Annotated in this window: 14 protein-coding genes; 1 reads left to right on the forward strand and 13 read right to left on the reverse strand. The window is 37.3% G+C overall.

What is annotated here, in order from left to right; translation table 11 throughout:
* Window positions 1-179 precede the first annotated feature (179 nt).
* Both HLX49_RS11795 and HLX49_RS11800 read right to left on the reverse strand, forming a co-directional pair.
* The gene (locus HLX49_RS11795; RefSeq protein WP_296362092.1) at window positions 180-1,835 is read right to left on the reverse strand and encodes a DAK2 domain-containing protein; all 1,656 of its coding nucleotides are present in this window, start codon (window positions 1,833-1,835) and stop codon (window positions 180-182) included.
* A 98-nt stretch (window positions 1,836-1,933) separates the two neighbouring features.
* Window positions 1,934-2,296 carry an Asp23/Gls24 family envelope stress response protein gene (locus tag HLX49_RS11800; RefSeq protein WP_073005170.1) on the reverse strand — a complete coding sequence of 121 codons (363 nt, stop codon included), beginning with the start codon at window positions 2,294-2,296 and terminating at the stop codon, window positions 1,934-1,936.
* A 553-nt stretch (window positions 2,297-2,849) separates the two neighbouring features.
* On the opposite strand from HLX49_RS11800, the gene rpmB reads away from it, so the two are divergent.
* On the forward strand, window positions 2,850-3,038 hold the full coding sequence (rpmB, locus tag HLX49_RS11805; protein WP_073005172.1) for a 50S ribosomal protein L28: 189 nt from the start codon (window positions 2,850-2,852) through the stop codon (window positions 3,036-3,038).
* Window positions 3,039-3,242: 204 nt separating this feature from the next.
* Here rpmB and spoVM read toward each other — a convergent pair whose 3' ends face one another.
* The 11 genes from spoVM to rpoZ form a co-directional block, all read right to left on the reverse strand.
* On the reverse strand, window positions 3,243-3,326 hold the full coding sequence (gene spoVM, locus HLX49_RS11810) for a stage V sporulation protein SpoVM (RefSeq protein ID WP_073005173.1): 84 nt from the start codon (window positions 3,324-3,326) through the stop codon (window positions 3,243-3,245).
* 40 nt (window positions 3,327-3,366) lie between these two features.
* Window positions 3,367-4,008 (reverse strand): thiamine diphosphokinase, encoded by a 642-nt coding sequence (locus HLX49_RS11815; protein WP_077704219.1) that lies wholly within the window; start codon window positions 4,006-4,008, stop codon window positions 3,367-3,369.
* Between the two features lies 1 nt (window position 4,009).
* The gene (rpe, locus tag HLX49_RS11820) at window positions 4,010-4,672 is read right to left on the reverse strand and encodes a ribulose-phosphate 3-epimerase (protein WP_077704222.1); all 663 of its coding nucleotides are present in this window, start codon (window positions 4,670-4,672) and stop codon (window positions 4,010-4,012) included.
* Between the two features lies 1 nt (window position 4,673).
* Window positions 4,674-5,552: a ribosome small subunit-dependent GTPase A gene (gene rsgA / locus HLX49_RS11825; protein WP_077704223.1), complete on the reverse strand. Its 879-nt coding sequence runs from the start codon at window positions 5,550-5,552 to the stop codon at window positions 4,674-4,676.
* Window positions 5,553-7,568: a Stk1 family PASTA domain-containing Ser/Thr kinase gene (gene pknB, locus HLX49_RS11830; RefSeq protein ID WP_483372454.1), complete on the reverse strand. Its 2,016-nt coding sequence runs from the start codon at window positions 7,566-7,568 to the stop codon at window positions 5,553-5,555.
* Complete coding sequence (locus HLX49_RS11835; RefSeq protein WP_296362098.1) at window positions 7,568-8,329, reverse strand: Stp1/IreP family PP2C-type Ser/Thr phosphatase; 762 nt, start codon at window positions 8,327-8,329, stop codon at window positions 7,568-7,570. The genes pknB and HLX49_RS11835 overlap by 1 nt, the downstream gene beginning before the upstream one ends.
* A gap of 199 nt (window positions 8,330-8,528) precedes the next feature.
* Complete coding sequence (rsmB, locus tag HLX49_RS11840; protein WP_101934023.1) at window positions 8,529-9,884, reverse strand: 16S rRNA (cytosine(967)-C(5))-methyltransferase RsmB; 1,356 nt, start codon at window positions 9,882-9,884, stop codon at window positions 8,529-8,531.
* Window positions 9,885-9,889: 5 nt separating this feature from the next.
* Window positions 9,890-10,831, reverse strand: coding sequence for a methionyl-tRNA formyltransferase (fmt, locus tag HLX49_RS11845; protein ID WP_077704230.1), 942 nt, complete (start codon window positions 10,829-10,831; stop codon window positions 9,890-9,892).
* Window positions 10,832-10,848: 17 nt separating this feature from the next.
* Window positions 10,849-13,257 (reverse strand): primosomal protein N', encoded by a 2,409-nt coding sequence (priA, locus tag HLX49_RS11850; RefSeq protein ID WP_101934303.1) that lies wholly within the window; start codon window positions 13,255-13,257, stop codon window positions 10,849-10,851.
* 2 nt (window positions 13,258-13,259) lie between these two features.
* Window positions 13,260-14,468, reverse strand: a complete 1,209-nt coding sequence (coaBC, locus tag HLX49_RS11855) for a bifunctional phosphopantothenoylcysteine decarboxylase/phosphopantothenate--cysteine ligase CoaBC (RefSeq protein WP_077704233.1) — start codon at window positions 14,466-14,468, stop codon at window positions 13,260-13,262.
* A 164-nt stretch (window positions 14,469-14,632) separates the two neighbouring features.
* A partial coding sequence (rpoZ, locus tag HLX49_RS11860) for a DNA-directed RNA polymerase subunit omega (protein ID WP_296362104.1) occupies window positions 14,633-14,843 on the reverse strand: 211 nt, incomplete at its 5' end.

Here is a 14,843-nt window from a genome sequence, read left to right on the forward strand (position 1 = left end):
TGATTTTTTTTCAAAATCTCCCCATTACCTTTTAAAGTATAGTAAGATGAAACATAAAAGGCCCCTTGAGTACCTTTCAAGGAACCTTTCTTTTATTTATTTATGCTATCTAGCTAAGGAATATATATCCCATGCATCACGAAAGAAGTATTCCATTGCTTACTATACCAAGTTGTAAATTACTCTACAGAAAAAATAAAGGCATAGATTGGTTGTTTCCCATTATGAACTTCTACTTCAATATCTTCATATTTTTCTTCAATATATGCCATAAGCGCTTGGGTTTCTTCATCCGTACCATCTTCACCTTGTAATACAGTTAAAATTTCATCGTCTTCTGTAATTATTTTTTCTAATAATAATTTAACAGTTGCCATTTTATCTGCATTGGTAGTGACGATTTTCCCGTCTGCAATTCCCATGAAATGATCCTTTTTGATAGTAATACCATCCATTTGTGTATCTCGAACGGCATATGTAATTTGACCAGTTTTTACATTTTTTCTAGCCTCATCCATTGCCTTTTGGTTCGTATCTAGATCGTGATCTGGATGGAACGCCAACATAGCGCTAATACCTTGAGGTATTGTCTTGGTTGGTACAACTCGAACATCTTCCGTTGCTAATTCTGCCGCTTGGTCAGCTGCCATAAAAATATTTTTGTTATTAGGTAACAGCAGCACTTTTTTAGCATTTGCTTGTTTAATAGCGTTCGTAATATCCTGAGTGCTTGGGTTCATCGTTTGACCACCTTGAATAACGACAGAGGCACCTAAACTTTCTAACAATTCTTTTAACCCTTCACCCATAGCTACTGTAACAATGGCATATTCTACTGGTTCTTTAGATTTATTTTCTTTCTTCCCAACTAACGCTGTATGCTGCTCGCGCATGTTTTCTATTTTCATATTAATTAGACTTCCATAGCGTTGCCCTAGCGTGAGACACTCTCCAGGATATTCTGAGTGAATGTGCACTTTTATTAGTTCTTCATCACTTACAACTAATAAAGAATCACCATGGTTGCTTAATTCTTGACGGAATGCTTCTTCATCAAAAGGGTGCTTGCTTACCTTTTCTTCTTCAAATTTCACCATGAATTCCGTACAATAACCAAACTTGATATCCTCGGTATTCATAAAATCTTGTGTTATTTTATGGTGCTCTGCATTAACCATTTCGTCCATATTAATATTTGAAGTGCCTTCAGGTAGCTCTTCCCCTTTTAAGGAAGCTAAAAAGCCTTCATAAATCGTTACTAATCCTTGTCCACCTGAATCCACCACTCCAACTTCTTTTAAAACAGGGAGTAGGTCAGGTGTGCGCTTTAAAGAAGCTTTTGCTTCAGCTACAACTTCCTCCATTAAGGTAATAATATCTGTTTCATCTTCGGCGATCGCAACCGCCTTATTTCCAGAATCTTTTGCCACAGTTAAAATAGTTCCTTCAACTGGCTTCATTACAGCATTATATGCTGTGGATACAGCACTTTCAAATGCTTTTGCAAGCCCTTTTGTTGTAACAACTTCTTCTTTTCCCAACCCTTTTGCAAAACCACGAAATATTTGCGATAATATAACACCTGAATTCCCTCTTGCACCCATTAAGAGCCCTTTGGAAAATGCCTGCGCAACTTCGTATACTTGGGTACTTTGGATATTTTTCACTTCATTTGCCCCAGAAGTAATCGTTAGGTTCATATTCGTTCCTGTATCCCCATCTGGTACAGGGAAAACATTTAATGCATCAATTCTCTTGGCATTATTGGACAAATGATGAGCACCAGACAAAATCATTTGTGCCAGTCTCTTGCCATCGATTTGTTGTAAACTCACGTTAAATTTTCCTCCTCTAATCAAGAACTCAGAAGCGTCTGTTAAGAAACAGACGCTAAGACAGATCGTATATAGTCATACGTTTCATAGTTGATAAATTATTCTTGAGTAACACGAACTCCTTGAATATAAATATTGACAGAATCAATCTCCAAACCGAGAGATTGATTTAGCGTGTATTTAACTTTTGATTGAACATTATGAGCAATCTCAGATATTTTTGTACCATAACTTACAATAATATACATGTCGATATGCAGATGATGTTGCTCTTGACGAACAATAACACCTTTAGAGAAATTTTCTTTACGTAAAATTTCCGCAATACCGTCCCGTATTTGACTTTTTGAAGCCATCCCAACAATACCGTAACACTCTACCGCAGCCCCTCCGGCAATCGTTGCAATTACTTCGTTTGTTATTGTTACTTGACCATCATTTGTATGCAGTTCAATGGACATTTGAATCCTCCTTTTAGTACCTGCTCACATTCTAAAAACATTCTACTACATGCAACTATATTTTAAAAGTCAAAGATGATTGCAATATAAAATTACCCCTTCTTACAATGTACGATTTCCATGCATCTGTCAAGCGTTTTTTCTTGATGTTCTATAGATTGTCTACTTTATTCATCTATTCATTGAGAAATCTTACAAAACCTGATATAAACAAAATGCTTTAGAAATTTTAACGGAGACTCCTCGAAAATGAACAGTCATTTTCTTCGTGCGATGTTTCACTGTCGTAGCTTTCCTTGTCCAGTGGAAAAGCGTAGTTTTTTCCACAGCGGTCACTAGCTACATTTCGCTTATGCATTTATAAAACAATTGTTGCATTAAACTGCCAGTAAAAGTGTACATGAATAGAGTACTGGAAATATTGAGGTCATAATTATGTTGAGAAAAACTTGATACATACCAACGCAAAACAATAATTGCAAATAAACTAATGTTATGGTAAATTATATAAGTATGAGGTTTAAGTTGAAAAGAAAGAAGTAGGAGGGATAGCATGGCCAGAAAATGTGTTGTTACTGGACGCCAGACTCGCACTGGAAACCACCGCTCTCACGCAATGAATTCAAACAAGCGAAAATGGAAAGCTAATGTACAAAAAGTACGCATCATGGTAGATGGTAAACCGAAAAAAGTTTATGTTTCTGCACGCGCCCTAAAATCAGGGAAAGTGGAACGCGTATAATATACAGCTTCACACATTAGTTATAAATAAGCACCTTTTAATAAAGGTGCTTATTTATATGGAATTACAGTATATTATTGTAGTTTTTCTTATACTATATACCTTTAAACTTTTATACTTTCCTAGGGTATAAAAAAACAAGCCATGATCAATTTCATGGCCGCTTTTCAACAATAATTTATACCTCACTCGTCTTCTTGCAGTTTACTTCTCTTTCTTAAATGTACCAATAATCACTCTTACAAATCCACCTATAAACTTTGGGAGCTTAATCGTATAAAATTTCATGAGTTCGCCCTCCTCTTTACAAACAAAACTAACTAGAAATCTAATCACGGCTCTTTACTAATAATAATATGCCTTCTTTGTAAGAAAAAGTACCACTATTTCTAATTAGCTTGTTTGAAATACATAACGTGGACCCCCATGAAATATTCGCATTCGTTAAAGGGTAGTAAAAATGTGTTAGCGTAATACCTTTCACTTCTTTCGAAAAAGGCACGAAAGAAATGATCGGATAATTGATATCATGTAGAACTGTGTACTTGCCTGGAAACGTTAATTCTAAATAATTCGCTATGTCAATTATAATTCCACGAATCCCTTTCGATAAAATAACATAAAGCAATTGTACATTGATGAACTCGTGATCTTTACGCCCTCCTGATACACCAAATAAATAGATTGTGTCCGGATCCAGTTCATAAGCTTTGTTTAAAGCTAATTCTAAGTCTGTTTCGTCCTTTTCAGAAGGATAAACATGAACGTAGTGTGCATGTTTATCAATTAGCGATTTTTCCTCTTTCGTTGTAGAATCAAAATCCCCAATAGCATAGGTAATTGGCAAATCGTAAGTAGCTAAAACCCATGCACCTCGATCAGCACCTATCCAAAAATCCACCTCTTCCTTGTATGTTTTTAAATCAGGATGGTTTCCAGGTGCATTACCTACAATGCCTACTACAGTCACGTTAATTAGACCCCTTTACTGCCTGCAAAATTTCCTGCATCGCCTTGTTACGATCTTCTTGGGCAAAAATAGCACTTCCCGCTACGAGTACATCGGCACCAGCATCTACACATCGTTTGGCAGTTTTGGAGTTAACCCCTCCATCAACCTCAATCTCAAAAGAAAAACCAAAATCTTCACGCCACTTATTTACTAACTTTATTTTTCCTAACGTACCATCAATAAACGATTGTCCACCAAATCCAGGATTAACTGTCATAATTAAAATTATATCGATGTCAGGTAAAATAGGCAGTAACGTTTCAGCAGGAGTAGCAGGATTAATGACTACGCCTGTTTTCATTCCATGTTCTTTGATAAGCTGAATAGTTCTGTGTAAATGTTGGCAAACTTCTTGGTGCACTGTAATGATATCCGCTCCTGCCTTAGCAAATGAAGGTATAAATTGATCTGGATTTTCAATCATAAGATGAACATCCAACGGAAGATTTGTTACAGGACGAATTGCTTCAACGATTGGCGGTCCTAAAGTAATATTTGGTACAAAATGACCGTCCATCACGTCGACATGGATATAGTCAGCTCCAAATTGGTCTACTTCCTTCACTTCTTCCCCTAAACGAGCAAAATCTGCAGCTAAAATGGATGGTGCTAATTTTATCATATTAATACCTCGGCTTTCTTAATTTGATTTCTTCGTAAAAACGTACATAATGGTCATAGCGATAACCCGTTATTTCACCGTCTTCAACCGCTTGCTTAACGGCACATTTAGGCTCTTTTATATGCATGCAGCCACGGAATTTACAATTTGCTTTTCTTTCTCTTATCTCTGGAAAACAATCAGCTAGTTCAGATGCGCTTAAATCTTGAAATTCCAAAGAACTAAAACCGGGTGTATCTGCAACAAGTCCGCCAAACATAGGAAGTAATTCCACATGTCTTGTTGTATGTCTTCCTCGACCAAGACTATCGGAAATTTCTCCTGTTTTTAATGCAAGAGAAGGATCTATCGCATTGAGTAATGTTGTTTTTCCTACACCCGATTGCCCAGCAATGACTGTAATTTTATCTTTTAAATACCGTTTCAAAATGGATGTATGATCGGAATGCTTAACGGATAGTAACTCCACGTCATAACCGATTTTTTGATAATCTTTTTGATATTTTTCAAATCGATCTCTTTCCTTTTCCGCGACATCCAATTTGGTAAAGAAGATAACTGGCTTAATCAAATTGGATTCTACTAAAACCAGGAAACGATCAAGCAATGTTGCATTAAAAGCAGGCTTCATTGCAGAAGTAACTATGATTGCTTGATCAATATTTGCAATCGGCGGGCGAAGTAATTCGTTATCTCTTTCATGTATTTCTAAAATATATCCTTCATTGTCACCACTAAAGTCAAAGGTTACTACATCACCAACTAAAGGCGTTATTTTTTTTTTACGAAAAACTCCCCTGCCTTTACATTGGTACAGATCTCCGTCAGCTTGTACATAGTAAAAACCGCTTATAGCTTTAATTATTCTCCCTTTTGCCATCTATTCACCTTCTTTATAAGCAATTACTTTATTCGAAATAACTTCTCCATCTCGCTTTATAATGTATTCGGCCTCGCTATCAGGTGCAATTGTAAGTGAGAAAGTTACTTCTGTATCTTCGGTTATTTTTTCCTCCATATAAACTTCAGATAATTCATTCTCCATATCTTCAATATATATAGTCACCGTTTGCTCTGGAAGTTCTTCTTGTTCCTCTGTCTCTTTCTTAGGTTTATAAGGAACTGTATAAGCAACTTCATGCGTTTTAGGAGGCATTTCTTCAGGCCCGGAAGAAATGACTACGGTTACTGTCGCACCTTCTTCCAATTCAGTATCTGTTTCTGGATCTTGGCGAATAACTTCTCCTTCTGGCGTTGTATCAGAATGGTCTGTTTCTTTATTCATCTTTAGTCCATAGTTTTTTAAATAATCTTCAGCCTCTGCTTCTGTCATCCCTTTTAAATTATTTAAACGAACTGTCTTAGGCCCGCTACTAATGCGGAAGATTACCTTTGTCTCACTCGGTACAACTTCACTGTCTGGACTAGGTTGAATCTGTTCAATAATTTCTCCAATTGGTTTGTCTGAATTCACTTCGTACGGATCTAGCACCTCATAGCCATCTTCTTCTAGCAAACGTTTTACCTGTTTAAAATCTTTTCCCACATAATCAGCAAAAGAAGCTGTTTCTTTACCTTTACTAATCAATAGCTTAATCGTAGACTCTTCCTTTATTGAGGCACCAGCGTTTGGATCGGTACCTACAACATTACCTTCTTCAACCTCATCGGAAAAAACTTCTTCCTTATCTACAATTAAGTTTAAATCTTCCAGCTTGGTCATTGCTTCTCTATCTGTCATATCTGTTACATCAGGTACAGTAACATCTTTTGGTTGGAATAAATCGGTAAAAAAGTACAATGCTAATAATCCAGCGACAAGTAAAAGTATACTACCTATTAAGATAATCCATTTCTTCTTGTTTTTTTTCTTTTTCGGTCTTTGTTTCTTTGTTTTTTTATCAGGTTGCTTTTTATCTACTTTCTTCTCGGACTCTGTATAAGATTTAGTTGTGTTAGAGGTGTGAATGATGGTTTCATCATTAGGTGACATTTCTACCTGATCTGTAATAATTGGAATTGCCTTCGTTTCTTCCCCCTTTTCTATCGGTGGAATAAACATTGGTTCATTTCGTTTGTTTGGATCAAGTGCTGTTTCTAGTGCATCTTGCATATCATCCACCGTTTCATAACGATGAAATGGGTCTTTGGCTGTTGCTTTTAAAACGATATTTTCTACACTTTGCGGGATGCTTGCGTTAAACTCACGTACAGAAGGTGTATTATTTTGCAAATGCTTTAAAGCAATAGAAACAGCGGATTGTCCCAAAAAAGGTAACTTTGCTGTTAATAATTCGTATAAAACAATCCCAAGCGAATAAATATCGGACTTTTTGGTAGCCATTCCTCCTCTTGCTTGCTCTGGTGATAAATAATGAACAGATCCTAGAATCGAATTTGTCTGTGTTAACGAAGTGGCACTTAAAGCAACAGCAATTCCAAAGTCTGTTACTTTCACTTGACCATTTGTATCAACTAGAATATTTTGCGGCTTTATGTCACGATGCACGATATCATTCTCATGCGCATGAGAAATAGCCGAGGTAATTTGTCCCATAATATCCAATGCTTCCTTAACTTCTATGGGACCTTTATTTTGTATGTATTCTTTTAAAGTCATGCCTTTTACATATTCCATGACCATATAAAGTAAATGATCTTCTTCGCCTACATCATATATATTCACGATATTTGGATGATTTAAACTTGTAGCAGCATGTGCTTCGCGATCAAAACGAGCGATAAATTCTTGGTCGTTTGCATACTCCAAACGCAAACTTTTAAGCGCTACATCTCTTTCTAAAATGGTATCTCTGACTAAATAAACATTTGCCATACCACCACCGCCAATTGTTTCCTTAATCAGGTAGCGATCATTAATTAAGTGCCCTTTCATCAATATGATTCACCTGCTCTCTCTTCAGGCTTATCGTGTTGTATTAAAACAAGAGAAATATTATCCTCACCGCCACGTTCATTTGCTACTTGAATCATCTTTTTCCCAATATGGCAAAGTTCCTCATCAGAATATATCATGGAATAAATTTCTTCATCTGTTAATTTATCAGTTAATCCGTCTGTACATAGTAACAGTAAATCATTTTGTTCTAGACTCAATGTGCGAACATCACATGTAACAGTTTCTTCTGTCCCTAGAGCCTTTAAAACGACATTTTTTCGTGGATGGTAAACAGCCTCTTCTTTAGAAATTTGCCCTGATTGAACAAGAGCATTTACAAAGGAATGATCTTCTGTAATCTGTTTCATCTGCTCATTATTGATTACATAAGCCCTACTATCACCAATATGTGCAATCGTTAAAGCGTCATCAAGAATAATCGCGATAACAATGGTCGTTCCCATTCCATGGCAAGCTTCATGTTCTTGAGCATGCTGAAAAATAGCTGTATTCGCTTCTTGAACAGCATCTTTCACCCATGCTTCAGCCATCTCCGGGGTATCTACTTGTTGTGTTTTTTCCCATTTATCTTGTAGCAATCTGGTAGCCATTTGACTAGCAACATCACCAGCTTGGTGCCCGCCCATGCCATCAGCTATAATTGCTTGAGCCTGGCCTGCAACATTATAAAACACGCCTCCAGAGTCTTCATTATGACTTCGAACTTGCCCGCGATCTGTTAAAAAATGAGCTTTCATTATTTCACTCCCTTATTCTGAGAGAAACGCAGCTTCGCTCTAAACCTTAACGAAAAGCAGCGCCCCTCTCTAACTACAAGCTTAAAAATACTTGTTTAAATATTTCTCAATGAAAAAGATTCCCTTCTGTACGCCATTTACTTCACGACGTATTGTTTATACATCTACAGTATTACACATTACCTCCTAGAAAAGAAGTCTATTTCATCCATTTTTTCTTTAATCGTGTCATAAAGAAGCCATCCGTCTCAAATGAGTGAGGGAAGATTTGTAAACCCATTTCACTTACACCCGTTGAATCACGTAAGGGTCCTGGCAAATCAGTAAAAAATGTCTGGTCCACTTCAAAAGAAGGATGTTTGTCACAAAAAGCACGAACAACGTGTTCATTTTCTTGCTGGTCGACCGTACATGTGCTGTATACAAGTAGACCTTCTTGCTTTATTAAAGGAGCAACTGTTTCCAGTATTTCCTGTTGAATAAGAGATAACCGTTCTATATCTTGTTCGTGTTTATGATATTTTATTTCTGGTTTTCCTCTAATAACACCCAATCCTGAGCAAGGTGCATCAACTAAAATCCGATCAAAGCTTCCTTTTTGATACATACTTTGTAAATTACGCGCATCCTCTTTAGACGGATGTATAATGGACAATTCAAGTTCATTTGCCTTTGCTTGAATAAGCTTCACCTTTTTAGTATGAAGGTCGTAAGCATCGATTCTTCCTCTATTCTCCATTTTCTCAGCTATATGGGTGGCCTTTCCACCAGGAGCGCTACACGTATCAAGTACATGCATACCAGGTTGTAAACGTAAGATTTCTGCTACAAGCATCGAGGATTGATCCTGGATTGTGAGCCTTCCCTCTTTAAACCACTTGCTCTTTAACACTTTCCCTTCTTCAACAATGATTCCTTGTTGAGAAAAAAAGGAAGGACGCACTTTAAAACCACTTTCCGCCATTTCTTGCATTATTTCTTCCCTATTTGTTTTCAAAGGTTGAATACGAACAGACAATGGCTTGTGATTGGTATTGGCTATACACATTGCTTCTGTCGTCTCTTTTCCATACTGTTGGATCCATCGTTCTACTAACCATTTGGGATGGCTTGTTGTAATTGAAATTCTGGTTGCATCGTCCTTGATAGATGCTGTAGAAGGGACACCTCGTCTTTGCACGGTACGTAGAATTCCATTTACATAGGATGCGATACCTTTGTGTCCTCTTGCTTTCGCTATCTCAACAGCTTCATGAATAATCGCATGGTCTGGTATACGATCTAAATATACCATTTGATACATAGACATTCTTAATAAGACCTTTACCCATAAATCAGGAGTTTTCTTTCGATTTAAAAAAGACGCCAAATAATAATCTAATGTAATTTGTTGCTGCACTGTACCGTAAACTATCTCCGTAAATAATGCTTCGTCTTTTGGAGAAATATCACCTGTTCTTAATTCTTGATTTACAAGTAAATGACTGTATCCTTGATCTTTTTCAATTCGTATTAATGTATCTAACACTTTGCTTCGTAGCGATTCTGTTTTCATTATCATTATTCACCCATTACTTGACCAATTTGAATTCGATTCGGATTACCTTGTAAATAATCCTTAACTTTCATTCTTTTTTTACCAGCTGGTTGTATTTCTGTGATACGGAAACCTTTCTTGTCCCCACAAACAACGATGAAAGCACAGTTATCTGGTTTATCGACAACTTCTCCAGGTTGTCCGTCATACACCTTATCAATTGGTTCTCCCCACCAAATTTTCATTGGTTTGTCTTGCAAAGTCGTATAGGCCACTGGCCATGGATGTAAGCCACGAACATGATTGTATATCACGTGACTAGGTTTATTCCAATCAATTTCCTCCTGCTCCCGTTTAATATTAGCAGCAAAGGTTGCTTGATCGTGGTTTTGTTTCATTGCTTTTATGTCGCCTGCAAATAATTGAGGGAGCGTTTGTGTTAATAATTCCGAACCTGCTTTGGCCAATTTATCGTGTAAACTACCCACATGATCATCTGCATCAATCGATACCTTTTGTTGTGTCAGCATATCACCTGCATCTAATTTTTCTACCATATACATAATCGTAATTCCTGTCTCTTTTTTACCTTCCATAATGGCATAGTGAATGGGTGCTCCGCCTCGTAATTCTGGCAATAAGGAAGCATGTACATTGATGCAACCATATGGAGGTGCAGTTAACAACGCATTAGGCAATAGTTGACCATAAGCTGCAGTTACGATTAAATCAGGGCTATATGTCAATATCTCTTCGTAATTATCCTTTAACTTTTCTGGTTGAAAGACAGGAATATGATGTTTCTCTGCTTCCAATTTTACTGGTGGGGGGGCAAGCACCCGTTTTCTTCCTTTAGGTCGATCAGGCTGGGTAACAGCAAGAACAATTTCATAAGGCGAGTCTATTAATGTCCGTAAAATTGGTACTGCAAAATCGGGAGTTCCCATAAATACAATTCGCTTCATTTCACTACCTACTTTCTTTACATTAAATGATACGGTTGCATATCAATTGAAATCAACAAATCTTCTTTTTTTATTTGCTCCGAAAAAAGCGCAGCAATCTTCCGAAGTTTTGTTTGTAAATGAGGTTCATTTCTGTATTTTATCATGCATTGATATCGATATCTATTCTTTATTCGCGGTATAGGAGATGGAGTTGGGCCTAATATTATCGTTTGATTATGAACAACACTGGATAATTTTTGTACAAATTGTTGTGTTGTGTGAACGGCTTTCACTTGGTTTGTATGTGTAACAGTAATAAGTGCTAAAAAGAAATAAGGTGGATAATGAAATGTTTTTCGCATGACCATTTCCTTTTTATAAAAGCTTTGATAATCGTACTGACTTGCTAGTTGAATGCTATAATGATCAGGAGTATATGTTTGCACAATAACTTTACCATTCAATTCATGTCTACCTGCGCGACCGCTTACCTGCGTCAAAATTTGAAATGTTTTTTCAGATGAACGAAAGTCTGGCAAATGCAGCATAGAATCTGCAGTTAATACGCCAACCAATGTGACATTTTCAAAATCAAGCCCTTTAGCAATCATTTGTGTACCCAATAAAATATCAGCCTGTTTCGTTGCAAATTGGTGCAATAGCTTTTCATGGGACCCTTTTCTCCTTGTCGTATCAACGTCCATTCGAATAACACGCGCTTCTGGTATTAGTTTTAATAAAGCTTCCTCAACCCTTTGTGTGCCAGTTCCAAAATAGCGAATGGTTTCACTTCCGCATTCTGGACATTGCGTCGGCATTTGTTCCTCATATGCACAGTAATGACATTTTAACCGATGACTATGCTTATGATAAGTTAAAGCAATATCACAATAAGGGCACTCTTTAACATGACCGCAATCTCGGCACATAACGAATGTAGAGTAGCCTCTCCGGTTTAATAATAGTACGATTTGTTCCCCTTTTTGCAAACAGGCCTCTATTTCCTTTTTTAAGGATCTGGAAAACATCGTTCGGTTACCTGCATGTAATTCTTTACGCATATCTACAATTTCTACTGGGGGCAACGGCTTGTCATTTGTTCGTTTGTTGAGCGTTTCTAGTTGATAAACACCTTTACTTGCTCTAGCATAGGATTCTAACATTGGCGTTGCACTTCCCAAAACGACAGGGCATTGATGATTCATTCCCCGTTGAATGGCAACATCTCTTGCATGATAACGCGGCTGATCTTCCTGCTTATAGGTTAATTCATGTTCCTCATCGATTATAATGACACCTAAGTTTTCAAATGGGGCAAAAACAGCTGACCTTGCACCGACAACGACTTGTACTTCTTTACGTTGTATGCGACGCCATTCATCGTATTTTTCACCTGCAGATAAAGCGCTATGCATGACTGCTACATTCGAGCCAAACCTTCCTTTAAATCGTTTAACCATTTGTGGCGTTAACGATATTTCTGGAACAAGGACAATGGCTTCCTCTCCTCTTTCAATGACTTCCTGAATAACTTGTAAATATATTTCTGTCTTTCCACTTCCCGTTATACCATGTAATAAAAAGACATTATGCTGTTTGTTTGTTACTGTTTCTTTTATAGGATTAATCGCTTCGGCTTGTTGCTCTGTCAATAATAACGGTTCTGTTCTAGTAAAATCTCCGGCTGCGTAAGGATCGCGATAAATCTCTTGTTGAAAAGTTTCTAACAATCCTTTCTTACGTAATGCATTCACTGTGCTATCCGTTGTACGTAGCTGCTTAAGCAAATAGCGTTTCTCAACTGGTTTTCGGTTTTGCAAAAAAAAGTGAAGAATTTGCTTCTGTTTTTTGGCTAGTTTAGATAAGTCTAAAGCCGCTTCCTCCAACTCATGCAAAGGTTTGGCAGGACGGACCATCGTTAGAAATTTTTTTGTAATTCGAGACTTTACTAAATACTCAATTGCTATATCGCCAGCTTTTACCGCTTCTGACAAACGAATATATCGTATATCGGAAGCAATAAACTCTTCATATGGAACAACATTCCTACCTGCAAACAAAAACTCCAGCTCCTCAGACAAACGAGCTTCTGAAAGACGTACGATTTCCTTTTTATAAGTGGCCTTCAATACTTGTGGTAACATCGCCTGAAAGGTCGTTATTTGCAAACTTATCGTTTCATAAGCTAACCATTTTCCAACACGTAATAATTCTTTTGTCAATACAGGCTCAAGATCAAGAACATCTTTAAGAGACTTTAGATTAGAGAATTCGGAGCTACTTGCCTTTTCTACTACAAATCCCATCACTTTTCTCGGACCAAATGGCACAATAACCCGAACCCCGGGAGCGACAATATCAAGAAATTTTTCTGGAATGAGATAGTCAAACGTCTGGTCGATGGAACTAGCAGGGACATCGACAATTACTTTTGCTATATTCACGATCATTGATCCTCCAAATCTTCATGAATCAGTTTAACAATTTGTTCAGCTATCACCTGCTTTGTATTCAAAGTGAGGTTTTCCTTTCTCCCTTGTTTATTCAAATACGTAACGGCATTCGTGTCTCCAGCAAATCCGGAACCTTCAAGAGAAATATCGTTAACAATAATTGCATCCAGGTTCTTTTTCTGCAACTTTTTATAACCATTTTCGATCGGTGTTTCTGTTTCAGCAGCAAATCCTACAAGAAACTGATCCTCTTTTTGGTTACCCAACGTCTGTAATATATCTCTTGTACGTTCCATCTCGAGGTATAACGGACCAGGTTGCTTTTTCATTTTTTGATCATACGTGATGCTCGGACGATAATCAGCAACAGCTGCAGCTTTAATGATAATATCACTTTTAGTAGCGTGCTCCAGCATAGCTTCATACATTTCCTCAGCAGTTGTAACATCCACTCTTTCAATTTGATGGTGTTGTACTTGCACTTGACTTGGACCGGCTACCAACGTAACGGAAGCACCTGCATTAGCAGCTGCTTCTGCTATCGCAAAGCCCATTTTTCCGGAAGAACGATTCGTAAAATAACGAACTGGATCTATTTTTTCTTGTGTTGGTCCAGCAGAAATCAACATTTTCTTTCCTTTTAAAAATAATTGTGCCTTTTTCTGTTGATGTACTTCTATCGTTTTTATAATCTGCACCGGCTCTTCTAATCTGCCTTTTCCTACATAACCACAAGCTAAATAACCAGATCCAGGTTCGATAAAACGATACCCCCAGTCTACTAAAGTTTGCATGTTTTTTATAACTGCTGGATGTGCATACATGTGCACATTCATTGCAGGAGCAATATATACATCTGCTTGGGTAGCAAGTAATACCGTCGATAACATGTCATCAGCAATTCCGTTGGCAAGCTTTCCGATTATATTTGCAGTTGCTGGGGCAATAATTATAATATCAGCCCAATCAGCCACATCGATATGAGCAATTCTTTCTGGATCTTTTTCATCAAATGTGTCCGTATATACAGGGTTACGGGTAAGCGCTTGAAATGTTAAAGGTGTAACGAATTTCATTGCATTATCAGTCATGATCACCTTTACATTTGCTCCTTGTTGCGTCAACTTACTAGCGAGACTACAAGCCTTATAAGCTGCTATCCCTCCTGATACACCCAACACAATATTTTTGGAATAAACCATGTTTTTTGCTCCTTTCTTTTCATCTTCCAGTTGACCATGTTGTACTTGTTACTTCATTTTAAATAGGCCTATGCAGAAACTCCCTCGCAACTAAGTTTGCGAGGGAGTTTCTACGCTTCATTATGATAACCTCTTTCATCATCCCTGCAACTGGGAGATATTCCTTATAATTGACTTTTTCCCGCCTCTTCGTCAATAAATAACTTTTCTGCCTGAACTTCTTCCAGTGCCATACCAACGTATTGATAGGATTTTGGGTTATCAATTAACACTTTCTTCGTTTCGCTAATTTGTCTAGCTCTTATGGCAGCGTGTGTAACAAGGCTATATTTTGAGTTAACGTTTATTAGTAAAGATTCTAACTGTGGGTCTAGC

Source organism: Virgibacillus sp., from assembly GCF_013393565.1.
GTDB classification, from domain to species: Bacteria; Bacillota; Bacilli; order Bacillales; family Amphibacillaceae; genus Virgibacillus; species Virgibacillus dokdonensis.